24 protein-coding genes and 1 riboswitch are annotated in these 23,250 nt (G+C 56.8%); of the genes, 14 read left to right on the top strand and 10 right to left on the bottom strand.

What is annotated here, in order from left to right; genetic code table 11:
- Both K5905_RS04625 and K5905_RS04620 read right to left on the bottom strand, forming a co-directional pair.
- Positions 1-949, bottom strand: a 949-nt coding sequence (locus K5905_RS04625) for a 5'-3' exonuclease H3TH domain-containing protein (protein WP_297580753.1), incomplete at its 3' end; no start/stop codon positions are given.
- A 74-nt stretch (positions 950-1,023) separates the two neighbouring features.
- Positions 1,024-1,491: a RidA family protein gene (locus K5905_RS04620; protein WP_297580752.1), complete on the bottom strand. Its 468-nt coding sequence runs from the start codon at positions 1,489-1,491 to the stop codon at positions 1,024-1,026.
- Between the two features lie 255 nt (positions 1,492-1,746).
- Positions 1,747-1,974: riboswitch (cobalamin riboswitch) on the top strand.
- Positions 1,975-2,006: 32 nt separating this feature from the next.
- Here K5905_RS04620 and K5905_RS04615 point away from each other — a divergent pair.
- The 3 genes from K5905_RS04615 to K5905_RS04605 all read left to right on the top strand — a co-directional run bounded on the left by K5905_RS04615 (position 2,007) and on the right by K5905_RS04605 (position 3,496).
- Positions 2,007-2,177 carry a CbtB domain-containing protein gene (locus K5905_RS04615; protein WP_297580751.1) on the top strand — a complete coding sequence of 57 codons (171 nt, stop codon included), beginning with the start codon at positions 2,007-2,009 and terminating at the stop codon, positions 2,175-2,177.
- Position 2,178: 1 nt separating this feature from the next.
- Positions 2,179-2,877, top strand: coding sequence for a CbtA family protein (locus K5905_RS04610; RefSeq protein WP_297580750.1), 699 nt, complete (start codon positions 2,179-2,181; stop codon positions 2,875-2,877).
- An 88-nt stretch (positions 2,878-2,965) separates the two neighbouring features.
- A complete protein-coding gene (locus tag K5905_RS04605; protein WP_297580749.1) occupies positions 2,966-3,496 on the top strand; it encodes a hypothetical protein in 531 nt (176 codons plus the stop codon).
- Between the two features lie 2 nt (positions 3,497-3,498).
- On the opposite strand, the gene K5905_RS04600 is transcribed toward K5905_RS04605, so the two are convergent.
- From K5905_RS04600 to K5905_RS04590, 3 genes are all read right to left on the bottom strand, one after another.
- On the bottom strand, positions 3,499-3,825 hold the full coding sequence (locus K5905_RS04600) for a DUF1636 family protein (protein ID WP_297580748.1): 327 nt from the start codon (positions 3,823-3,825) through the stop codon (positions 3,499-3,501).
- Entirely contained in the window at positions 3,822-4,853 is a 1,032-nt protein-coding gene (locus K5905_RS04595; RefSeq protein WP_297580747.1) for an acyltransferase family protein, read from the bottom strand. Before K5905_RS04595 ends, K5905_RS04600 begins: the two co-directional genes overlap by 4 nt.
- A gap of 125 nt (positions 4,854-4,978) precedes the next feature.
- On the bottom strand, positions 4,979-5,500 hold the full coding sequence (locus K5905_RS04590; RefSeq protein ID WP_297580746.1) for an FxsA family protein: 522 nt from the start codon (positions 5,498-5,500) through the stop codon (positions 4,979-4,981).
- A gap of 238 nt (positions 5,501-5,738) precedes the next feature.
- On the opposite strand from K5905_RS04590, the gene K5905_RS04585 reads away from it, so the two are divergent.
- The 11 genes from K5905_RS04585 (at position 5,739) to K5905_RS04535 (ending at position 20,746) form a co-directional block, all read left to right on the top strand.
- Positions 5,739-6,461 (top strand): Tim44/TimA family putative adaptor protein, encoded by a 723-nt coding sequence (locus K5905_RS04585; RefSeq protein WP_297580745.1) that lies wholly within the window; start codon positions 5,739-5,741, stop codon positions 6,459-6,461.
- Positions 6,462-6,463: 2 nt separating this feature from the next.
- Positions 6,464-7,516, top strand: coding sequence for an MltA domain-containing protein (locus K5905_RS04580; protein WP_297580744.1), 1,053 nt, complete (start codon positions 6,464-6,466; stop codon positions 7,514-7,516).
- Positions 7,410-7,673 carry a 3D domain-containing protein gene (locus tag K5905_RS04575; protein ID WP_297580759.1) on the top strand — a complete coding sequence of 88 codons (264 nt, stop codon included), beginning with the start codon at positions 7,410-7,412 and terminating at the stop codon, positions 7,671-7,673. The genes K5905_RS04580 and K5905_RS04575 overlap by 107 nt, the downstream gene beginning before the upstream one ends.
- Positions 7,674-7,676: 3 nt before the next feature.
- Positions 7,677-8,246, top strand: coding sequence for a Smr/MutS family protein (locus K5905_RS04570; RefSeq protein WP_297580743.1), 570 nt, complete (start codon positions 7,677-7,679; stop codon positions 8,244-8,246).
- 4 nt (positions 8,247-8,250) lie between these two features.
- Entirely contained in the window at positions 8,251-8,622 is a 372-nt protein-coding gene (locus tag K5905_RS04565) for a helix-turn-helix transcriptional regulator (RefSeq protein WP_297580742.1), read from the top strand.
- Positions 8,623-8,814: 192 nt separating this feature from the next.
- Positions 8,815-11,649, top strand: a complete 2,835-nt coding sequence (locus tag K5905_RS04560; RefSeq protein WP_297580740.1) for a [protein-PII] uridylyltransferase — start codon at positions 8,815-8,817, stop codon at positions 11,647-11,649.
- Between the two features lie 32 nt (positions 11,650-11,681).
- Positions 11,682-13,244: a murein biosynthesis integral membrane protein MurJ gene (gene murJ / locus K5905_RS04555; protein ID WP_297580738.1), complete on the top strand. Its 1,563-nt coding sequence runs from the start codon at positions 11,682-11,684 to the stop codon at positions 13,242-13,244.
- Positions 13,245-13,364: 120 nt separating this feature from the next.
- Positions 13,365-14,444 carry a tryptophan--tRNA ligase gene (gene trpS / locus K5905_RS04550; RefSeq protein ID WP_297580736.1) on the top strand — a complete coding sequence of 360 codons (1,080 nt, stop codon included), beginning with the start codon at positions 13,365-13,367 and terminating at the stop codon, positions 14,442-14,444.
- Between the two features lie 213 nt (positions 14,445-14,657).
- Positions 14,658-17,063 (top strand): PAS domain-containing hybrid sensor histidine kinase/response regulator, encoded by a 2,406-nt coding sequence (locus K5905_RS04545; RefSeq protein ID WP_297580735.1) that lies wholly within the window; start codon positions 14,658-14,660, stop codon positions 17,061-17,063.
- 307 nt (positions 17,064-17,370) lie between these two features.
- Entirely contained in the window at positions 17,371-18,309 is a 939-nt protein-coding gene (locus K5905_RS04540; protein WP_297580757.1) for a GNAT family N-acetyltransferase, read from the top strand.
- 169 nt (positions 18,310-18,478) lie between these two features.
- On the top strand, positions 18,479-20,746 hold the full coding sequence (locus tag K5905_RS04535; protein ID WP_297580733.1) for a transglycosylase domain-containing protein: 2,268 nt from the start codon (positions 18,479-18,481) through the stop codon (positions 20,744-20,746).
- Here the strand turns inward: K5905_RS04535 and K5905_RS04530 are convergent.
- The 5 genes from K5905_RS04530 to K5905_RS04510 form a co-directional block, all read right to left on the bottom strand.
- Complete coding sequence (locus K5905_RS04530; RefSeq protein ID WP_297580731.1) at positions 20,743-21,210, bottom strand: dienelactone hydrolase family protein; 468 nt, start codon at positions 21,208-21,210, stop codon at positions 20,743-20,745. The two genes, K5905_RS04535 and K5905_RS04530, sit on opposite strands and share 4 nt — an antisense overlap.
- 15 nt (positions 21,211-21,225) lie before the next feature.
- Positions 21,226-21,603 carry a hypothetical protein gene (locus K5905_RS04525; RefSeq protein ID WP_297580729.1) on the bottom strand — a complete coding sequence of 126 codons (378 nt, stop codon included), beginning with the start codon at positions 21,601-21,603 and terminating at the stop codon, positions 21,226-21,228.
- 72 nt (positions 21,604-21,675) lie between these two features.
- Complete coding sequence (locus tag K5905_RS04520) at positions 21,676-22,110, bottom strand: hypothetical protein (RefSeq protein WP_297580727.1); 435 nt, start codon at positions 22,108-22,110, stop codon at positions 21,676-21,678.
- An 85-nt stretch (positions 22,111-22,195) separates the two neighbouring features.
- A complete protein-coding gene (locus K5905_RS04515) occupies positions 22,196-22,933 on the bottom strand; it encodes a M48 family metallopeptidase (protein WP_297580725.1) in 738 nt (245 codons plus the stop codon).
- Between the two features lie 154 nt (positions 22,934-23,087).
- A partial coding sequence (locus tag K5905_RS04510) for a DUF2852 domain-containing protein (protein ID WP_297580755.1) occupies positions 23,088-23,250 on the bottom strand: 163 nt, incomplete at its 5' end.

Raw genomic sequence — 23,250 nt, 5'->3', positions numbered from 1 at the left:
GTTCGATGTTAGCCAGTTCCGCACCGGTGGTTTCGGCAACACGCTTCGTCAGCGTGGTGAACCCCATGGCCTTCAGAAACCCGACTGCCTTCGGTCCATCAAGTTCGGTGACGGAGAGGTCGGTCACCGGCACTTCCACCGGGACATCCTGCTTCAAGGTCACAAGTTCCTTGGAGACGCGAGCCTGATCGGCGAACTCGATCAGGTTTTCGCGCCGCTTGTTCTGCTTGATCGTATCGGCCTTCGCCAGAAGAGTTTCCAGATCGCCGAATTCGTTGATCAGGAGCGCTGCGGTTTTCAGGCCGATGCCCGGCACGCCCGGAACATTGTCGACACTGTCTCCGGCCAGCGACTGCACCTCAATGACCTTGTCGGGGCCCACCCCGAATTTTTCGAACACTTCCTCCTCGCCGAAGGTCTTGTTCTTCATCGTGTCAATCATGCCCACTTTCGGGTTGATCAACTGCATCAGGTCCTTGTCGCCCGACACAATCGTCACCTGCGCACCCATGTCGGACGCCTGGCGGGCATAGGTCGCGATCAAATCGTCGGCCTCGAAGCCCGCCTGCTCGATGCAATGAACGGAAAAAGCACGCGTTGCTTCGCGGATCAGACCGAATTGCGGCACCAGATCTTCCGGCGGATCAGGTCGATGGGCCTTGTATTCCGGATAGATATCGTTGCGGAACGTCTTGGCCGAGTGATCGAAAATTACCGCGAAATGGGTCGGCTCGTCACCTTCTTCCGGTGTCAGTCCTTCCTGTAGCAGCTTCCAAAGCATGTTGCAGAAACCGGACACCGCCCCAACAGGCAGACCGTCCGGCTTGCGCGTCAGTGGTGGCAGCGCGTGATAGGCACGGAAGATAAACGTGGAACCGTCGACCAGGATCAGATGGTCGTCGGCGGTGAGGGCGGGTAGGGAAGATTGCGTCGACATGGCGCGGATCATGCCCGGACTGGGCCAAGGAGGAAAGAGGTAAATTCAGCCGTTCGCAGGAATGTCACCAGCCTTGGAGACGTGGCCTACTCCGCGATGCGAAACACTGCTTCTATCTCAACGCTCGCATTGGACGGCAAACTGCTGCTGCCGACTGCAAATCGAACGTGGTTGGCCTTTTCCCTGCCCAAGACTTCCGTCATGAGGTCCGACGCGCCATTGACCACTTTTGGGTGCTGGTCAAAGTCCGGATCCGCATTCACAAAAGCACCGAGTTTGATGAGCTTTTCGATGCGATCCAGATCTCCGAGCGCCGCTTTTGCCCGTGCCAGCAGGTTGATTGCACAGAACCGGGCCGCTGTGTAGCCGTGTTCCAGCGTGTAGGCTTTACCGATCTTTCCAGTGATCGGGCTGCCTTCAAGGTTTGCTGAAATCTGTCCGGAAATATACAGGAATGCGCCATCCAGCAGATAGGGTGCAAAATTGCCGAGAGCTGATGGCGCGGGCGGCAGTTCAATCCCCAGACGTGCCAGGTTTGCTTCGATTTCACTCATGTGTTGCGACAATCCGTGACTAGGCGACCCACATTCTCATGACCACTTGGGCAGAGGGGGCAAATTTTGAAGGGTTGGTCCGGTTTGGAAACCTGAAAGGACGGAAAGAGAGACAGTCGTTTTCTCTCGGCTTCGGAGCCTAACCGTCTCAAGTCTTCAGGAAAAGATCAAAAATCGTGCCTGGAGCGCATGCTCACTATGTCAATGTCAGCAATAAAATGTCGGATTTATGCTTTCGTGATGAAGGAAAATGCGTCACACTATTGCTTGTTTGGTTTTCCAATCGGCACAAAGTGCCGGGAGACGAACAGGGAATTCGGATACGGCGGACCCATATCGGGCGCCGGGAGCCGAAGCCGCCCCCGCGACTGTATGCGGAGAGTGCTGATCGAACATGCCACTTGCAGCGAAAATTGCAGGGAAGGCCCGGTCAAGCGCCACGACCCGCGAGCCAGGAGACCTGCCAGACATTGACTGAAAACCCGGCTGTCGGGTGTGACAGCGATGAGGACAAAATGACCACGCAAACTGCAAAAACCACCCTTTCCGCGACAAAAATCGTCTCTCTTGCCTTTGCTGCCGTTCTGGGTGTCGCAATAATTTCCATCACGGGTCACGTGCAGGCGGGTGCATTGCACGACGCAGCACACGATGTGCGCCACGCGACTGGATTCCCGTGCCACTAACATGCTGACACGCCTTCTGGTCAGCGGCTTGTTTGCCGGGGCTGCGGCAGGGCTTATCGCGGCACTGCTTCAGCTTTATTTTGTTCAGCCGGTGCTCCTCCATGCGGAGCTTTATGAATCCGGCGAGCTGGTGCATTTCGGAGCTGAAGCCGTCAGCACCCATCAGGACCTCGGCGGCATCGACCCATTGCGCGACGGCCTCAGCGTCGTCTTCACAATGCTCACTTATACTGGTTACGCTTTCATTCTGCTGGCCGGAATGGCGGTTGCCGAAATGCGCGGTGCGGTCATAACGGGTCGCAGCGGCCTGATCTGGGGTCTTGCAGGATTTGTCGCATTCCATTTTGCACCTGGCTTCAGCTTGTCGCCTGAAGTTCCCGGTGTTGCGGCGGCGGATGTCTTTGCAAGGCAAGTCTGGTGGTGGGCAACCGTCCTCAGCGCAGGTGTTGGACTGTGGCTGATTGCTTTTGGCCGCAACTGGCTGGCCTGGGGTATCGCCGCAATCCTGTTGCTGGCCCCACACGTGATCGGAGCCCCTGAGCCGGACACATTCACGGGCCCGGTTCCGACCGAAATTGGCGCCTTGTTTGCCAGTCGTGCTTTTGGTGTCGGCATGGTCGCCTGGATGTTGCTGGGCTGCTTTGCCGGCTATTTCTGGCAGCGCGAAGGCGCAAGGATCGACGCAACACAGGCAGCCTGAACCGGCACCTGATCCGGACTTCAGACCAGAACGGACCGGGTGGAACACCTCGTTTCACCCGGCTTTCTTTTGAGGACACAGGGACCTTATGGAACGCTCTCTAGCACTTTTCGTCATCGGGTTGGTCTTTGGCGGAGGCATCGGCTTTGTTTTGGCGGCAGGCAATGGTGTCACCCTTGACGGTCACGACCATTCCACAGCAGCCGGGCACGAAATGCGGACGGCATCTGCGCAGCACGGAACAGACCATTCCGGCCACAGCACCAAGCAAAGCCACACGCACGACGAACTCCTCACGGTCCCTTCCGGACCGGAGGCTCCGTCGCTGAATATCAGCATCACGCCGGATCCGGCGAGCGGCTACAACCTGCACATCATGACGGACAATTTCACCTTTGCTCCGGAGCGGGTCAGCCTGGATCATGTGCCGGGCGAAGGCCATGCCCATGTTTATGTGAACGGCGAGAAGGTCGCCCGGCATTACAGTTCCTGGCTCCATTTGCCGAGCCTGCCGAAGGGAAATGCGACGATTGAAGTGACACTCAATACCAACGATCATCGCATGCTGGCAGTTGAATCGAATCCACTCAAGGCGGCAGTCACTCTCAACGTGGAATAGGGTCAGAGCGCCGGAATGCGCGCTCTCAGGCAAAACCTGAGGCGTCCGCAGGATCGGGCGTCCTCGATCCAGCCCCTGTCCGCAGCCAGATATGTTCGAGCCGTCGCGACAATATCGGCAATGTCGTCCGGGAATGTCAGACCGGCAAACAAACAGGTTGCTCGACCCTGTCCCTGAATTGCCACAGAAATCGGCTGTTCGCAGGCTCCCATACACTCGGTCTGTACGACGTCGAACTTGATCCCAGCTTCGTCCAGTGACCTGCGCAACGCCTCAAGATCGGGCTGAAGGTCTCCTTTGCACGAGCTGCAAACGACAATTCGGTTCATTCAGCGGCCTGGGCCTGGCGTTTTCGGCCAAATGTGCCGCTCAGGTAAGCCCATTGCGGCCGTTTGAACAGGAACCAGCCGATGTTGGTCCAGCGGATCAGCCAGAACAGGATCATCGGGCTGACAGACGCCACAATAGTCACGATCAGTGATGCTGTTCCGATGTCGAGGATACCGAGCTTCAGCAGAATCACCCGGGTAACACCCATTGGGAAGAAAAAGGCCAGGTAGATGACGATCGAGTTTTCACCGAAATGGCGCAGGAAATCCAGTTGGCCCATTTTCACGATCAGTACGCTTGTCAGGATAATCGCACCGGCCCCGGCGGCCCCAAGGGCGAGCGCGACACCCGGAAGCGCAGACCAGCCGAGATAGACAAGACCGCCATTTACCAGTCCCCAGACCAGAAGGCAGACCAGGCTGACGCCAATGCGCTCCCGCGCCCAGTCGGCAAGCCTGAAAATCTGCGGCGCGAAGATGTAGCCACAATAGAAGTAGACGAAGCGGGAGGCGAATTCGTCGACCAACAGCCAACCCGTATGGATCGGCGCGATCTGCAGCAACGCAGCGACGCCAAGCATCAGCTGCCATGGGATTCCCCTGTCATAAGCGATTTTGCAGACCAAAAAGAAGATCGGCAGCATGTAGATGAACCACAATGTGCCAAATGGCTGAATAAAGCTGAGGAAATAGAATTCCAGCGTACCGGCAGCACCCATCTCTCCGGCAAAGACCGGTGCCTTGACCGCAAACTGGATCGTCATCCAAAGAACGTAAAAATACGCGAAATGGACAACTTTGCGGTCGAGATAGAGTTTCCAGTCGCGTGCGATGACATTTGACAGGAACAGACCGGAAATCAGAAAGAAATCCGGCATGCGGAACGGAGCAGCAAAGGCGACAACGGCGTGCATCCAGCCTGTTTCGCCAGCGGCAGCCTCGACACCAAGTACCGAATGCATCATCACCACAAAAATGATGCAAATGCCTTTTGCCGTATCCACCCAGTCAATGCGTTGTGCACTCATGGTCCGCACCTTTTTGCCGTCCGGGAACGGATTTCACCCCGGGTCAACGTGCAGACATAACCTCAACTGGTAAATTTTACGCATACATCCGGTCTCACGTTTTGGTGACCGGACGCAGCATTTTCTTAAGGTTTCGCGTTGTCCGATCCGTCCTGCCAGGGACTGATCCGCGGCTGTCCGTTGCCGGAAGTCCTGTCTTCGGACCCGTCTTTCTTCTCAGCCCAGTCCGCTTCGTCCAGATCAACAACATGATCATCCGGCTTGCGCCCACCGGGCCCTCCCTGGACGATCACCACGTCCGAGCGCGAGATGATGAACTTCGCAAGAGCCTCACGAACCGGAGGGATAAACAGAAGCAAACCAATGGCATCCGTGACAAAACCGGGTATCAGCAGGAAAATACTGGCCAGCACGATCATTGCGCCCTGCATGACCTCGTTGCCCGGTGCACGGCCTGCGTCAAGTTCCTTCTGCATGCGCATGAGCAGCGACAGACCTTGCTGGCGAAGCATGATTGTGCCTGCCAAAGCAGTTATGACCGTCAACAATATGGTCGGGATCACCCCGATCAATCCGCCCACCCAAATGAAAACTGCAATCTCGATCAGGGGCAGCAAAAGGATGGCGGCAATGATATAAAGTCCCACGGGACCTCCATCGTCTGATAAGCTATTTTGTCTTAAGGTAGACATTCACTCACAAAAATGCGAGCAGGCAGTCGCAGGAAAGACGGTCTTAGCAAAAATTCTGTCTTGCTCTTGGGTCTGGATGCTGGTTCAAGAACCCCCTAAATAGGAAGATAACGAAGTTGAGTGTGAATTAGCGCGCACCTTAAAAATCAAAAGGGCGGCTGTAATTGCCTTCAAAGGGTAGCCGGAACGAAAAATGAATGAGATTTTTGACCCGTTGAACCTCCTCCTTATGGGACTTGCGGTTTTCATTCTGTTCAGACTTCGGTCTGTTTTGGGTAAGCGTACCGGGAACGAGCGTCCGCCATTCGATCCATATTCCAAGCCGGAACAACCAAAGGATCAGGCCAACGGTCAGGACAACGTGATCCCTCTGCCGAACCAGACAACGCAGCAACCGGAAACCTTGGAAGAGCCCACTCAGGGCGGTGACGTGGTCATCGACAAGGTCGCTCCGGAAGGTTCTGCGCTGAACAGTGCACTAAAGCAGATTCTTTCCGTGGACCGCAGTTTCGAGCCGGAGCCATTCCTGCAAGGAGCCCGCGCCGCTTACGAAATGATCGTGATGGCCTTTGCCGATGGCGACAAGAAGGCCTTGAAGAACCTGTTGTCACGCGATGTCTATGAAGGGTTCGTTGCAGCCATCGACGATCGCGAAAAACGTGGTGAAAGCATCGAATCAACCTTTGTCGGCATCGACAAGGCAGAAATCGTCGAGGCTGCGCTGAAAGGTTCGACGGCGCAGGTCACGGTGAAAATCCACAGCCAGCTGATTTCCGCAACCCGGGACAAAGCAGGCGAGGTCGTGGATGGTGATCCGGCAAAGGTCACTGAAGTGGTCGATATCTGGACCTTTGCACGGGACACAAGTTCCCGCGATCCGAACTGGAAGCTGGTAGCAACCGAATCTGCCGAGTGACCATGACGCAGACGCGGCGACCCGAGGGGTCGAAGCAAGCCCGTTTGCTTGCCGTTTTATCAAAGGGCGCGGTTATTGCCGCGCCGCTTTTCTTTGCAGGAGCTGCCCCGGCCATGCAGCAAGGCCCGCAAATACCCGACAGTCTCGAGGAAATATCGTTCGCCGACCTCACAGGCTGGCAACAGGACGACCATCGCGGCGCCCTGAACGCTTTCCTGCGCCATTGCTCAAAACCAAACCTGGCTAAAAGCGGTCCGGCGCTTCTGCATACCGGCCCGTACGAGATTTCACGATTGTGCGCGGCAGGGCGGAACACCGCCCCTGATTTTTCCGCGCGCCTGTTCTTTGAGACACACTTCACACCGTTCCAGGTCAGCCAATCGGGATTTGTCACCGGATATTTCGAGCCGGAATTGACGGCCTCCCGGATTAGAACAGACAGGTTTATCGTCCCTCTTCATCAAAAACCGGCAGGCCTGGAAGCGATTACACCTGAAAACCGACCGCATGATTGGCCAGCCCATCTCAGCCACGGCCGCCGTTCAGGGAAATCATTTACGGAAATGCCGGATCGCAGCGCGATCATGGACGGCGCGCTGGATGCAGAAGAGCTTGAGCTTGTCTGGCTGGAAGACCCAATCGATGCATACTACATCCACGTGCAAGGATCGGCCCGCCTGCGCCTTACGGATGGATCTGTCATGCGGGTCGGATACGCGGGCAAGACCGGTCATCCCTATACCGGCATCGGAAGACAACTCGTCCGGCGCGGGGAAGGTACGCCCGAGGACTTCACCATGTCCGGCCTGCGCGCATGGCTGGTGAACAATCCCGACAAGCGGGATGCGCTTTTCAAGGAGAACCGATCCTACATTTTCTTCCGGGAAGTGCGGAATACGAAACCGGCGGAGGGCCGGGCTGCCTCTGTTGCCCGGCAGAAGCCTCGCAATCGATCCACGGCACATCCCTTACGGTGCGCTGGTTTTCGTTTCTTCGGATTTTCAGGACCCGGCATCACCGGAACGAACCTTTTCACGCCTGATGGTGGCCGATGACACCGGCTCGGCGATCAAGGGTCAGGCACGCGGTGATATCTTCACAGGCTCTGGAAACAGGGCTGGCGAGATCGCGGGCAACATTCGCCACAAGTCGACGTTCACAATTCTGGTGCCGAACAGCAGGCTGTCAGATACCAGGACTGCGACGGACTGAGTGATGACCAAGAGAGGAAAAAAGGGCGCATTGTCCCCTGAAGATCGGGTACTTTGGGGCAAAGTCGCGAAAACCCTGACCCCTCTGCATCCCGACCGCGTTAAGACCCTGGAAGAAGAACTGACGAAAGCAGCTGACGCAGCGCCTGAGAAATCCGTCAAGACACCCAATACTTCGACTGCCATTCAAGCGCCGTCTTCGGTCAAACGACCGACGGCACCGTTGCCGCTTCATCAACTGGAACACCGATACCGTCGGAAAATCGTGCGTGGTGTGACTGCGATCGATGCGCGAATCGACCTGCACGGCCTGACGCAGTATCAGGCGCATGACCGGCTGCTCGGATTTTTGTACCAAGCGCAGGCGCGCAGTCATAAAGTGGTTCTGGTGATTACCGGCAAGGGCGGTGGTCCGGAGCGAGCCTATATGGACGAACGCGGCGTTTTGCGCAGAATGGTTCCACAATGGCTTGCAATGCCGGATCTACGGTCGGTCGTCATCGGTTATGAGGAAGCGCATCCCAGTCATGGTGGGGCAGGGGCGCTTTACGTCCGCATTCGAAAGAAAAGGTAGGATCGTGACACCGCTTGGGGCAAAAATTCGGGAACTCAGGACAAAGCAGGGTGTATCGCTCAAGGAAATGGCCGCTGCGCTATCTGTTTCCAGCGCGTATCTGTCAGCTCTTGAGCACGGCAAACGCGGAAAACCGACCTGGTTCCTGGTTCAACGGATCATCACCTATTTCAATGTCATCTGGGACGAGGCCGAGGAGATTCAACGGCTGGCGGAGCTGTCCGATCCCAGGGTAACGATCGACACCGCGGGAATGCATCCCAAAGCAACGGAACTTGCCAATCAGCTGGCCCTGAAAATCAACGGATTGTCGGAAGAATCCCTGGGGGCGCTATTGCACCAGCTGCGCGTCGCAGCGGCCAAGGACGACATCTGAAGCGCAAGACGTCCGGAAAACCGGTGGAAAAAGAGCCGGCACCCGCGCACAGGGAATGCCGGGCTTTCTTCCGGTGCCGAAAAGAGATTTACGTGTCCTTATCCCCAGTTCCCTATATAAGCTGGATTTGCACCAGAGCGTCAGGTGCGGATCGCCCTGTTTCTTCACTTGAGTTACGGACACCGGACGAGCATGAAATTTTCCCAGGACGACCTTGCCGGACTGATCGATTCCGAGGACCTTGCTGCCCGCCTGTCGGCCCTGACTGCGGCAAACGAAGGCGATGGCTCCGATCTGAAGACCCGGTCCGCTGTCCTGGCGATGCTCAAAGACACCGTGAAATCATCCCGTGAGAAAGTTCAGGCTTTGCTGAACGAGGATGGTGGCGGTCTCCTGTGTGCTGCACGGCTGTCGCATGTTCAAGATGAACTGATCCGTCTGATTTACGACTTCGCCGTCAAACACGTTTACCGGGTCAAAAACCCGTCGGCTGCCGAACGCATGTCGATTTCCGCGGTCGGCGGTTACGGCCGCGGTACGCTGGCTCCGGGATCGGACATCGATCTGCTGTTCATTTTGCCCTACAAACAAACTCCCTGGGGCGAGCAGGTCGTTGAATATATTCTCTACATGCTCTGGGATCTCGGGTTCAAAGTCGGTCACGCAACGCGAAACATCGAAGAGTGCATCCGGTTGTCCAAATCGGACATGACCATCCGTACCGCGGTACTTGAAGCCCGATATATCTGGGGTGACGAAGCCCTGTTTCAGGAACTGGCCAAGCGGTTTCGTGCCGAGGTCATGGACGGAACCAGTTCGGAATTCATCGCCGCCAAGCTTCAGGAACGGGATGAACGCCACAAGCACCAGGGAATGTCCCGTTATCTGGTCGAACCGAATATCAAGGAAGGCAAGGGAGGGCTGCGCGACCTCAACACGCTTTTCTGGATCGCCAAGTATCACTACAGGGTCAACCGGCAATCCGAGTTGGTCAAGAAAGGGGTTCTCAAGCGTTCCGAATATTCACGCTTCACCAAATCCGAAGACTTTCTCTGGGCGGTGCGCTGTCACCTCCATTTCCTGACAGGTCGTCCGGAAGAACGGCTTTCCTTCGATGTCCAACGCGAAATCGCGGTGCGCCTCAGCTATACGCAGCACCCGGGCATGAAGGATGTCGAGCGCTTCATGAAACACTATTTCCTGGTAGCAAAGGATGTTGGTGATCTGACCCGCATCATCTGTGCGGCACTGGAGGAAGAACACGTCAAGGCACCGCGCGGTACCGGTTTTTCAAACATCATGAAGCGGCTGCGTGGCGGCAGGCGCTCACGCTCGGCCAAACCCGTAAAGGGGGCTCCCGGGTTTGTCGTCGAAAACAACCGCCTCAACGTGACCTCCGACAAGCTGTTTGAAAACGACCCGACCAATATCCTTCGGGTATTCCAGCTTTCCGACAAGCACGAGTACAACCTGCATCCCCAGCTCACCCGGTTGATCCGGCATTCCCTGAAACTGGTGGACGCGGATCTGCGCAACGATCCTGAAGCCAACAGGCTCTTTCTGTCGGTGCTGACATCACGCGTGTCGCCTGAAAAAACCCTGCGCAAAATGAATGAAACCGGGGTCCTTGGACGTTTTGTGCCGGATTTCGGCAAGGTCGTCGCGATGATGCAGTTCAACATGTATCATCACTACACTGTCGATGAGCACCTGATCCGGTCGATCGGGGTTCTTTCTGAAATCGAGCGAGGCGATTCCGGCGATGATCACCCTCTTGCGACCGACCTGATCCTGACTTTGCAAAATCGCAAGGTTCTGTTTGTCGCCATGTTCCTGCATGACATCGCCAAGGGCCGACCGGAAGATCATTCGACGGCCGGTGCCAAGGTTGCCCGCAAGATCTGCCCGCGTTTCGGTTTGAACGAGGCGGAGACCGAAACGGTTGCCTGGCTGATCGAGCATCATCTTGAAATGAGCACAATAGCCCAGTCCCGCGACCTGTCGGATCGCAAGACGATCACCGATTTTGCCAATGCCGTACAGTCACTGGAACGTTTGAAGCTACTTCTGATCCTGACCGTTGCCGATATCAGGGCCGTTGGACCCGGCGTGTTCAACGGTTGGAAAGGACAGTTGCTCCGAACCCTTTATTACGCCACCGAACCGCATCTGTCTGGCGGTCATACCAAGATGTCCCACGCCGCCACCATCGATCAGGCCAAGGACAACCTGACCGGCAAGCTCGATCATTGGACCAAGAAGGACAAGGCTGCCTATCTGAAACGACATTATCCAGCTTACTGGCTCCGGACCGAACCCGACAGGCTGATCGCGCACGCGGAATTGCTTCACAAGGCCGACAAGGACGGCAAGCAGCTTGCATTCCAGGTTGTTCCGCGCGCCTTTGAAGGGGTCGCGGAGCTAACCATCATGGCGCCGGATCACCCGCGGCTGCTGTCCATCATCGCCGGAGCCTGTTTTTCCACTGGCGCCAACATCGTGGACGCACAGATCGACACGACGACGGATGGATTTGCTCTGGACACGATCTTCATCAGCCGGGAACTTCCCGATGACGCCGACGAACACCGGCGCGGTGAGCGGATCAGTCAACTGATCAAATCGACATTGCGGGGCGAGGAACGCCTCCCGGAACCTGTCGCAAAGAAAAGTGCCGTCAAAGGCAGAATGAAGGCCTTCAAGCTTGCCAGTGAAGTTCTGGTCAACAATGCGCTTTCAGACGACTACACCGTCCTGGAAATCTCCGGCCTCGACCGGCCCGGACTTCTCTACGACCTGACCCGATCCATCGCCACGCTGAACCTGAACATCGGGTCGGCTCATATCTCCACTTTCGGGGAAAAAGTGGTCGACGTCTTTTACGTAACCGACCTGACCGGACAGAAGATTGCCAATATCGGTCGGCAAGACATCATCCGCGAACGTCTCGCCAATGCAGTTGACGGCAAAATTGAGCTGGACCCCGCCGCCCCCGTTGCCCGTAAAGTTCAACGACAGGTCTCATAAGTGTCAGCAATTTCCCAGGGAGTCCGGCCCTTATGAGCCTCACACGCAATTTCGCAACAGTCGGGGGCGCGACCTTGTTGAGCCGCCTGCTTGGCTTCCTGCGAGATGTTCTGCTTGCCGCTGCCGTCGGTGCCGGCCCTGTCGCCGACGCCTTTGTGGTGGCGTTCCGGTTGCCGAACCTGTTCCGTCGGCTTTTTGCCGAAGGAGCGTTCAACTCGGCCTTCATTCCGCTTTTCGGACGAGCCGTCGAAGAAGACGGTGATGAAGGAGCACGGCGGTTTGCCGGTGAAATCGGTGCGGCGCTGCTGTTCTGCCTGCTCGCCCTGACCGCAATCGCACAGATCTTCATGCCCGCTGTCGTCTGGATCCTTGCTCCCGGTTTCATTTCGGACGGAGACAAGTTCGATCTCACCGTCCTGATGGCGCGGATCGCGTTTCCCTACCTGATATTCATGTCATTGCTTGCCTTTATCGGCGGTATTTTGAATACCTATCACCGGTTTGCAGCAGCAGCCTTCGCACCAGTAATGCTGAATGTGGTCATGAGCATCGTGCTCGGCACCGTTCTTCTGACCGGCGTTGAGAACAACACACAACTCGGCATCATACTGACGGTGGGTGTCACCATCGGCGGCATCGTCCAACTGCTTGTTGTTGTGATCGACCTGAAGCGTCTCGGATTTCGCATTCCCGTTTACCGCCCGCGCTACACCAAGTCCGCCAAGCGTCTGCTTGCGCTTGGTATTCCCGGTGTCATTGCGGGCGGTGTCACACAGATCAATATTGCGGTCGGGCAGATCATTGCGTCCTTGCAGGAAGGTGCAAACGCGCTGCTCTATTTCGCTGACCGGCTTTACCAGCTGCCGCTCGGTGTCATCGGAATTGCGATCGGTGTGGTGCTCCTGCCCAGCCTTACACGGCAATTGCGTGCAGGTGAGATCAACGCCTATCAGTACAGCCTGAATCGGGCGCTGGAAATTTCACTGGTTCTCACATTGCCGGCAGCAGTCGCACTGGCTGTCATCCCGCACGAAATCGTTGCCGTTCTCTTTCAGCGCGTGCGCTTTGATGCCGCCGCCGTCGACGGCACAGCCGCCGCGTTGATGGCATTTTCCTTCGGCCTACCGGCCTTTGTGCTGAACAAGGTGTTTTCACCCGGCTATTTTGCCCGCGAAGACACCAAGACACCGATGAAGTTCGCCGCTGTCGGAATGATCGTAAACGTGGCGCTTTCAATTGCGCTGTTTCCGTTTTTGAAACATGTGGGCATTGCGCTTGCCACGACGCTGGCCGGCTGGGTGAATACGGCCCTTCTGGTGATCGTCCTGTGGAAACGCGGCCATTTCACACCGGATCTCAAACTTCTGCGCAGACTGGTTCTGGTTCTTCTTGCCAGTCTCCTGATGGGAATGGTCATTCATTTTGCGGCACTTTATCTGGCGCCCTATCTCACCGATCGGTGGCTTGCCGTGCGCGTTGCCAGCCTCGCGGCACTTGTGGCAATCGGCATCTTGACCTTTGCTCTCTTCGCCCAAATCAGCGGCGGAGCCAACCTTCTGGGCATGCTGAAAGCGTTGACACGGCGCAACACTTAGAACCGAAAGACGAAATCTTTCCCTTATCTGCTTGCATAGCAGCCGCGCCGGGCTTACACCCGGCGCGCCCAAATGTTCACAGCGCCCTTCCAACCGGCCGCACCAATAAAGGGATTTTAAATGGCGGAGTTCCAGCCCCGTGTCTTTTCAGGCGTCCAGCCAACCGGTAATCTTCACCTCGGCAACTACCTTGGCGCAGTTTCGCGCTGGGTTCCGTTGCAGGACAAGATGCCGACCATTTTCTGCGTCGTCGATTCCCACGCAATTACAGCCGGATTTCCCGATCCGCTTGAGCTGACCAATGCCACGCGCGAAGTTACGGCTGCCTATATGGCAGCGGGTATTGATCCGAAGAAGTCCATTATCTTCAATCAGTCTCAGGTTCGGGAACACACGGAACTCGCCTGGATCTTCAACTGCGTGGCGCGGATGGGATGGCTCAACCGCATGACCCAGTTCAAGGAAAAGGCCGGCAAGAACAAGGAAAACGCATCCGTCGGGCTGTTTGCCTATCCAAACCTGATGGCCGCCGACATCCTTGCCTATCGGGCAACCCATGTTCCGGTTGGCGATGATCAGAAACAGCATCTTGAACTGACCCGGGATATCGCGGCCAAATTCAACAATGACTTTGGCGACCGGATCAAGGAACTTGGCGTTGGCGTGCCGAACCCGACGCCATCTCCGGAACTTCCGGAAGAGCTGTATTTTCCGCTGACGGAACCGATGATCGCCGGCCCGGCGACGCGGATCATGTCGCTGCGGGATGGCACCAAGAAGATGTCGAAATCCGATCTTTCCGATCTGTCCCGCATCAACCTGACGGACGATGCCGACACGATCGCCAAGAAAGTGAAGAAGGCCAAGACGGACCCGGATGCTTTGCCGAGTGAAGTCGACGGCCTGGAGGGACGCCCGGAGGCCGACAACCTTGTCGGGATCTATGCCGCGCTCGCCGGCACTTCCAAGGAAGACGTGCTGAAAGATTTCGGTGGTCAGCAATTTTCTGCCTTCAAACCCGCCTTGTCCGAACTGGCGGTATCGAAACTGTCCCCCATGACCGACGAAATGCGTCGTCTGATGGACGACAGGAAGCAGATCGACGCGGTTCTGAAGGACGGTGCGGAAAAGGCCTCTGCCATCGCCGAACCGGTGCTCAAGGACGTCCGCAAGATCATCGGTTTCCTGGACGTCCGCTAGGAACCACCGGTATCGCAAGCTGACAATCGGCCCGGCATTTTGCCGGGCCTTTTTTAATTGCCCCGTCAGACACGGAAACCACACGGAATCGGGCGGGATTTCGAATATTTCGAACGATCCCATTTTCGTTCCATATCGAACGTTGAAAGAAACGGTTTATCAAAGATTAAGAGGCACTCTCTGACCAATTGGGATTTGTAGAGAGTTGTGACCTTGGTCAATCAGAACAGCGACCGTGCCTCCAAAGCCGAACCGGATGCCGAAAACGTACCGGAAGACCGGTTCATTGACGAAGTGCGCCGAGGCAGGTCACGTTCCTCAAGCGCATCGGATCGCAGGGCCGTTCGCGATACGCCTGACGCCGGTCCAGATATCGGGCGTGGACGCCGGGCGACCGACCAGCCCCTGTCTGCTCCTTCACGCGCTTTGCAACACCTGGCGGTTGCCGGGCTGGCCGTCGGTCTTATTGCCGCTTTCTTTCTCGTCGCGACGGACGGTATCAACCGCTTCCTGGGGGTCGGGCTTGCGTTTTTTGCTGGCGGGTTGGCTGTCTGGCGCCTCCTGGCCGACGACATCTATCGCTCGGCACAGGCCCTCCAGATCAAGGACGAAAAAATTCGCCGCCTGATGGCAAGAACCGAGGAACTGGAAGACAAGGCCTGGGAACTTGGAGAATCCGATGAACGCCACGCCAGTATCCTCGCCACCCTCGGTGACGTCGTTATCCGCCGTGACCCGGAGGGCGTGATCACTTATGTGAATTCGGCCGCTGAAGATGTCTTTGGCCCACAGCATTCCCTGGTCCCCGGCAATCTCATGGGTCTGCCTCAGGCGCAGATCGCTGATCCATCCGTCGCGGCAAATACCGTTTTTGAAAAAAATGCGCCGGGAATGGGCTTTCAGGATCTTTATCTTGAAACCGCCCAGGGCAAACGGTGGTTTTCCCGGATCGACATTCCGGTACGCGACACCGCAACGGACCGACAGCTTGTTCAGACGGTATTGCGGGACGTTACAGAACGACGCCTTATTGAAGAAGAACTGCTTGCAGCCCGTCATTCCGCAGAAACGTCGAACGAAGCGAAATCTCGATTTCTGGCCACGGTCAGTCACGAGATCCGGACACCGCTCAACGGTGTCCTGGGCATGACGGCCCTGTTGCGCGACACACGACTGACAAAAGAACAAGGCGCCTATATCGAAGCTCTGGAAACATCTGGCGAAACCTTGCTGCTGCTCATCGACGAAGTGCTCGATTTTTCCAAGGTCGAAGCTGGAAAGCTGGACATTCAGGCGGCCCCCGTACGCGTCGGAACGCTGACGGAAAGTGTTGTCGAACTGTTGGCGCCGAAAGCCCATGCCAAGGGTTTGGAAATCGGCACCCTGCTTGATGCCAGATTACCTTCAGAGGTTACTCTCGACGCGACGCGCGTCCGGCAGATCCTGTTCAATCTGATCGGCAATGGGGTCAAGTTTACAGATGAAGGCGGGGTTGCAATTGAACTCTCGGGACGGGCAAATCCAGCTGGTGGCAGTTTCCTGGATATTGTCGTTCGCGACACGGGCATCGGCATTGAAGAAGCCGAGGCCGAACGTCTGTTTCAGGAATTCGAGCAGGTGGATCACGGCCCGGCGCGGAAATTCGGCGGAACCGGGCTTGGTCTTGCAATTGCACAACGTCTCGCAACCTTGATGGGCGGTACGATTGTTGCCGAACCCGCTGCGTCCAGCGGTGCCCTTTTCCGGGTTTCCCTGCCTATACCCGAACCCCTTTCAACCAGCACGGACCCGCGATTTTCTGACATTTCCGGCCGCAAGATCGTTTTTATCAGCGACAGCCGCATAGAATGCCCGTTGCTTGCCAAAAGGCTCGAGTATCACAACGGAGATGTCGTTATCCGGGCGCCCGGCAGCGCTGAACTTGAAGACATCCTGGCCGATGCCGATCTGCTGATCGTCGACAATGCGTCAATTGCAGACAGCGGTGGCTGGCTCGCTTCAGCGCGTCTTGCCGGATGTTCGGCCCCAGCGGTCGTCATGATCTCGCCACCAGAGAGAGACAGGCTTTCACACCTGCGGCAGGCCGGATATGCAGCTTTTCTCATCAGGCCGGTTCGAATTGAAACAGTGCTTCAGGTTTTCACCGGCATGTTGAACGGAAGCGGCATCGAACATGCCTGGGATGTCAGCGCCGAACCGATCAATGATGGTTTCCTGGCGACGCGCGGCAAGGTACCGGCACGGCCACTGCGGTTGCTCGTCGCGGAAGACAATGACATCAACCGGCTGTTGGGCGAGGCCATGCTGAGAAAGCTCGGCCATGTTCCGGTGATGGTGATTGATGGCGAAAAGGCCGTCGAGGAAGCCGCCGACGGGTCTTATGACGCCATCCTCATGGATCTGCACATGCCTGGCCTGGACGGGTTTCAGGCTATCGAGAGGATCCGCGCCGACGAAAAGGCAAACGGGCGCCCACCCGTTCCGGTGTTGATCGTTACAGCAGATGTCATGAAGGATGCGCGCGACAAGGCTGCTGAAGTCGGTGCCGCAGGATACCTGACCAAGCCGCTTTCGGTCGAAGCTCTCTCCGAGGCCCTGGCACAAATCAGCCGCACCTGACCAGAGGGACTTGTGCATTCGAAACTTGCTGACATTCCAACTCAGAGTGGATCCCTACCGAAGTTTCACCGTGCGCTCGCAAAATTTCACAAATATCAAAGACTAGGCTAAGCTCACACTTGATGATGCGTGGAAAATTACCAACTGTCATCCAGCTGTAGGATTCCTGTGTTCTACGGCAAGACAAAAGCACGCTGACCGGCGTCGGGGTTCGTGCTCCGGCAAAGATAAAAAGCTCGGTGAAACAGTCGAAAACTGAGAAACCTGTCAGCTGCTCCAGAAAATGCACGAGGGTGGAATGTCCATAATGCGGCAAGGGCTGTTTTCTCCACGGAAGCTGGTACGAAAATCCACTCCGGCGACACGACCCGGCGCGGCAACTGCGGGTGCAACCCGGCTCGATCCGCCCGTTTCCACACCAGTCGGCACTGGCGAAACACTCGGCCGCATCGGTTCACTGGAAGTCCGCATGGCGCGAAACTTCAGGGAAGTGAAAAAAGCCCAACACCTGCGCTTCGAAGTCTTTTACGAAGAAATGTCTGCCATTGCAGATGCGCACACGCTGGCATCCCGCCGGGACTCAGACCCGTTCGACGCCTATTGCGACCATCTTCTTGTGCTCGACCACGACTGTTTGAAACGCAACAAACTTGGTCGTCTGAAACCGGAGATTGTCGGCACCTACCGTATCCTCCGTCAAGACGTGGCCGACCAACACAGCGGTTTTTACACCGCTGGAGAATATGACATTCAGGCTTTGATCGATGCCAATCCAGGCAAACGCTTCATGGAACTCGGACGCTCCTGCGTCCTGAAACCTTATCGCAACAAGAAGACGGTTGAACTGCTCTGGCACGGCATCTGGTCCTATGTGCTTCGTCACAAAATCGATGTCATGCTGGGCTGTGCCTCTATTGAAGGCACAAATCCGGATGCATTGGCCGGGCAACTTTCGTTCCTGCATCACAATGCCCGAGCACCTGAGCAATGGCGCGTGCGCGCCGTTGAGGACCGGTATGTGGAAATGAACCGACTGCCCGCAGATGAGATCAACGCCAAGGAAGCCCTGCGCGCCTTGCCACCACTGGTGAAGGGATATCTGCGTCTTGGAGCTTTTATCGGCGACGGGGCCGTTGTCGATCAACAGTTCGGCACGACGGACGTCCTGATCGTCATGCCAGTTTCCGAACTCAACACACGTTACGTAAATTATTACGGCGCTGACGCGAGCCGCTACGCCAGCTGACAATTATGTGTTCAGCTTAAAATCAAGCCGGCTGAGGCAATCAGCCGGCTTTTTGCATTCCGTGGGCTGGAACGAAGCAAAGCCTTAACGCCCCCTTAAATTGCCGCATTCTAAGATCATCACCGGGGAAACCGGCAGAGAGCTGCAATTTTTACGGGACGGATGATCAATGGCGCCTCGGGCGAAACGCCAGCCGCGTATTGAACCGAAATTTGGAGAAACGAGCAGCAGTCTGCTCAACCTGCGTCTTGGTCCGCAGGATCGCACCACTGCGCCAGCTGCAAAGTCAACCAAATCAAAGACCCGCAAGACGTCCAAAGCAGGTCCGCAGAAAAAGTCCTCGCCGAAAAAACCTTCGAAATCAACAAGCAGCCGGACCAAGAGCGGTTCGCGAGGTGGTTCAGGTGGTCGCGGTGGCGGCCGGTCAGGTGCCAAACGGCGAAGCGGGAAGAAAAAGAACCGCTTTCAAGCTCCGACACTATTGGGACGTTTGTTCAAACGCGGCGTTTACTGGAGCGCCGTGCTCGGTATCTGGGGTGCTATAGCCGTTGTCTGCATCATCGGATATTACGCCGCCTTTCTCCCGCCTACATCCGAGTGGCAGGTTCCCGCCCGACCGCCGAATGTCAAGATTGTCGCGGCAAATGGTCAACTGCTTGCCAATCGCGGCGACACAGGTGGTGAAGCCGTCCGGCTGGAACAATTACCCTCCTATTTGCCAAATGCAGTGATCTCCATTGAAGACCGGCGCTTCCGTTCGCATTTCGGAGTGGACCCGATCGGACTAACCCGTGCGTTCTACACCAACCTCACGTCCGGCAGATTGGCGCAGGGCGGTTCGACACTGACGCAGCAGCTTGCCAAGAACCTGTTTCTGGAGCCTGACCGCACGATAAAGAGAAAGATCCAGGAGCTTGTTCTCGCCTTCTGGCTTGAGGCGGAATATTCCAAGGACGAAATTCTCGAAATGTATCTGAACCGGGTTTATCTCGGGTCGGGCGCCTACGGGGTCGACGCGGCCGCACGCCGCTATTTCGGCAAGTCGGCCAGATTGCTAACGGTTGCCGAAGCCGCAACAATCGCCGGTCTCCTGAAAGCGCCATCACGCTATTCGCCGGCCCGCAATCCGGACCTTGCCGAGGATCGTGCTCAGCTCGTGCTCGCAGCCATGCATGAGGAAGGCTATATCAGCTCTGACGAGGCCAAAAACGCGATCGCAGCCCCGGCCCAGGTTGTCAGGCGCCATACCACCGCGAGTGAAAATTACGTCGCCGACTATGTCATGGACGTGCTGCCGCACTTTGTCGGCTCGATCGAAAGCGACATCATTGTCGACACGACTGTTGATCCGACCATTCAGCAGGCGGCCGAACGAGCCTTGCGGTCAGCGCTTGCGGAAAATCAGCAGAAACTCGGTGTTTCGCAGGGCGCCATCGTCACCCTCGACACGGCAGGAGCTGTCAAGGCGCTCGTTGGTGGTGCGGATTACTCCAAGAGCCAGTTCAACCGCGCCGTTTACGCCAAACGCCAGCCCGGTTCAGCCTTCAAGCCCTTTGTCTATCTGGCTGCACTGGAAAACGGCCTCACGCCGCAATCGATCCGTCAGGACCAACCGATCACCATTGGCGGCTGGTCACCCAAGAACTACACCAAACAGCATTACGGTCCAGTGACGCTGACAAGAGCCTTGAGCCTGTCACTCAATACCGTCGCAGCGCGGCTTGCTCATGAAGTCGGAGCAGGGACCGTTGCAAATACGGCCAAACGTCTCGGCATCAGCTCCGATCTGAAACGAAATCTGTCGCTGTCCCTTGGAACCTCGGAAGTCACTCCGCTTGAAATTGCATCCGCCTATGTCCCGTTTTCCAATGGCGGTTATGGTGTGCTGCCGCACATAATCCGCCGTATCAAGACCGTCGATGGAAAAACACTCTATTCCAGGTCGGGAGATGGCCGAGGACGCGTTGTCGAGCGCTCGGCGGTCGGTAACATGAACCTGATGATGTCAGAAACCCTTTTGACAGGCACGGGCCGCAAGGCCCGGCTCGACAGCGGCCGGCCCGCGGGTGGCAAGACCGGCACCAGTCAGGATTTCCGGGATGCCTGGTTCATTGGTTACACAGGCAATCTGACAACAGCCGTCTGGTTCGGCAATGACAACAATTCTCCTACAAAAAAAGCAACTGGCGGAAGCCTGCCGGCGGGTGTCTGGAAAGAGGTGATGGATTCAGCTCACCAGAATCTGCCGGTCGCCGATCTTCCAGGTGTTCCCGGTCTGCCGGCAAACGTCGCCGCACCGCGTAAGCCCATCCCCGGTGGCTCCTCGTCCGTCGGTTCGGGAAGCGACCCGATCCCGCCCGCACCGATTGGCGGCGGTGAAAGCGGAGAACGCCGAGGTCCGCTCAACCTCCTGCGCAATCTCTTTGGCGGTGGCTAGAGCGCCTGTCGAAAGAACGAAACCAGCCGTTCCAGCGCATCTTCGTGAGCCTTTTGGTTGTATTGCAGCCAGTGTCTCTGCCCAGGCGCTGCCTTAAAGAAAAAACCGGCCCCGACCGCAGGGTTGTCGAAGGCGTGAAAAGCTTCTGGATATACGACGAGCTTCAGCCCGGTCTGCCGCTCCTTGTTGTGTTGTTCCAGCTCCCGGCAGGCCGATGCGGGTGTCCAGTCATCTGCTTCACCAATCAGAACGATTGCCGGGACAGTGAATGTCCGATCCGGGATGCAATAGGGATAAACAGCAGCGATGGCCTGAAAGGAACCGTCAAACTGGCTGCCAATGCCGTTTGCATTGGTCGCACCCAAGGCCGTAATGCCGCCATGCGACCAACCGATCAGACCTATCCTGTCCGGATCGACGACGCCCAGAGTGCTTAGAAAGGCCAGCGCTCCGTATGCGTCCATTATCCTGCCCGACGGTTAAGCAGAACCGCTCCTGCCTGCACAATCACTGATCAGGCTTCTGGGCCGAAAGCTGTCCACGACCAGCGTTGCAAATCCCTGCTGATTGAAATGTGCCGCCCAATCAAAATGGGATTGATGAATTCCGCCGCAACCGTGCAGCAGGATAAGTGCCGGGTGAGGGCCGTTGCCTTCTGGTTTGGACAGGTGCCCCCATAGCCGTGGCGCGGACCGCACGTGGATTTTGCCGCTTTCCTGCTGACCTTCGGACGGGACACCGGTGGCAAAATGCACGACTTCGAACCCTTGCTGTCCGGTGGCGCTCGTTCCAGGCACGAAAGAAAGGCCGACCAGGCAAAGAACGTGCGCGCACAGGCGCATTACATTTCCCAACATCCACCGCTCCTTCTTCGGTCAGTTGCAGGCCACTGAATGCTTGGCCAACACCATACCTGCCCGTCCCGAAGATCAGCAGTCGTGGCTGTAAGTGAACACCAGGGTATCGGTGGTGAAACGGCCTGTAGGCCGGCATTGCCGATGAACCTCTCTTGTCCCCGACACAGTCACCTGAAGCTGGTCTCCGCGCACCGGTCCCTCGACGAAGTATTCAAGCGGCGTCGCTGGACAGTGTTTTGAAAAAACCCGTGCGGTTCCCGAATACCAGTTGCCGTTCTTCACGCCATTGAACAGCAACGTACCGCGCCGGACGCCAGCATTATGCAATACGCTTCGCGGTACTTCGTAGGACAGCCAGCGCTGGTTCCCCTGAGCCTGAAGACGCATGACCGAGCCATTGTGGTTCCAGCAACTGTCCGCCATCACATTGCCGGACAAAATCAGCAAGAACCCGGTCATCACCATCAGGTACCGACGCCTTGCGTTTCCATTTCCAGTCAACTTCATGACATGCCTCCCTTATTCCCCTGCGGAAAGCGAAGCATATCCTTGGAAGATTGCAACGGTTTTTTCGGAAAAACCCGACTTACAGCTAACCAAAACCGTGCAGGTGCAAACCGTTTTCCTTCAACCAGATCCGTGCCGACGGGGTTTGCGGCGCCAGTTGTTCGCACAGTCGCCAAAACCTTGCCGAATGGTTCATCTCCTGCAAATGGGCGACTTCATGAGCTGCGACATAATCCAGAATGTCGGGTGGCGCGAGAATGAGCCGCCAGGAAAAGGACAAGCGCCCGTTTGACGCGCAAGAACCCCAACGGCTTTTGGTATCGCGCACGCTGATCCCGGTGATCTTCCTGCCGATTGTCTTTGCGTGGACTTCCGCTCGTTGCGTCAGATCCTTGCGTGCCTGATCCTTCAACCAGGATGTTACTCTGCGTGGAATATGGTCATCCGCACCAGGTACGAAAAGCGCAGGATAACCATCCTCGCCTTCTCCGGCCGATATCAGTCCGCGCAGTTTTCCCGTCGCGAGGATCACATGATCTGTTCCGCGCAACGGCACAAGATCTCCGGGTCGAAACGCAACATGATCGGGCCGGTCCTGCAGGCGCTCAATCAACCAGTTTATATTCTGTCGCGCGAATTTTTCCGCCCTGGCAAGGTTTCCGCCTTTCGGGACTGTGAGCACGGGACCCGAGCGATCTGCCGGCAGACGCAGCAAATAGCGTTGCGCACGCGGGTTCGTGCGCAGGCGAATACGTACGGCGTCTGTCTCGGTCTCAATTTCGATGTGATCTGGCAAAGCCTTTTTGCCGGCGCGTAGCAGCATGAACAGCAGGGACCCAAACGAATCAGTTGCGGTAAGTTTAGGGGAGTTTTCCTGATCCACAAACGGACACCCACTCCATAAACGGACGAAAGCGGCGCTTTTCAGGGCGCCGCTCTCGGTCTGGCCGTCCGGAGACGGGTCTGGGAGGAAAGACTTACAGCGGAGCAGACTCGCTGCCGCCGCCGGTCCGGCCCCGGTTGGCCATGAAGCGATCAAACTCTTCCTGATCGCGCGCGCGGCGCAATTCACGAAGGAAATCGTCGAACTCAGCCCGCATGGTATCAAGCTTGGCGCGCTCTTCTTCGAGTCGCTTCAAC

It is taken from the genome of Roseibium sp. (assembly GCF_025698965.1).
In the GTDB taxonomy this organism is placed as follows: domain Bacteria; phylum Pseudomonadota; class Alphaproteobacteria; order Rhizobiales; family Stappiaceae; genus Roseibium.
The sequence above is the reverse complement of the archived record's forward strand: the minus strand, read 5'-3'. Positions and strand labels throughout refer to the sequence as shown.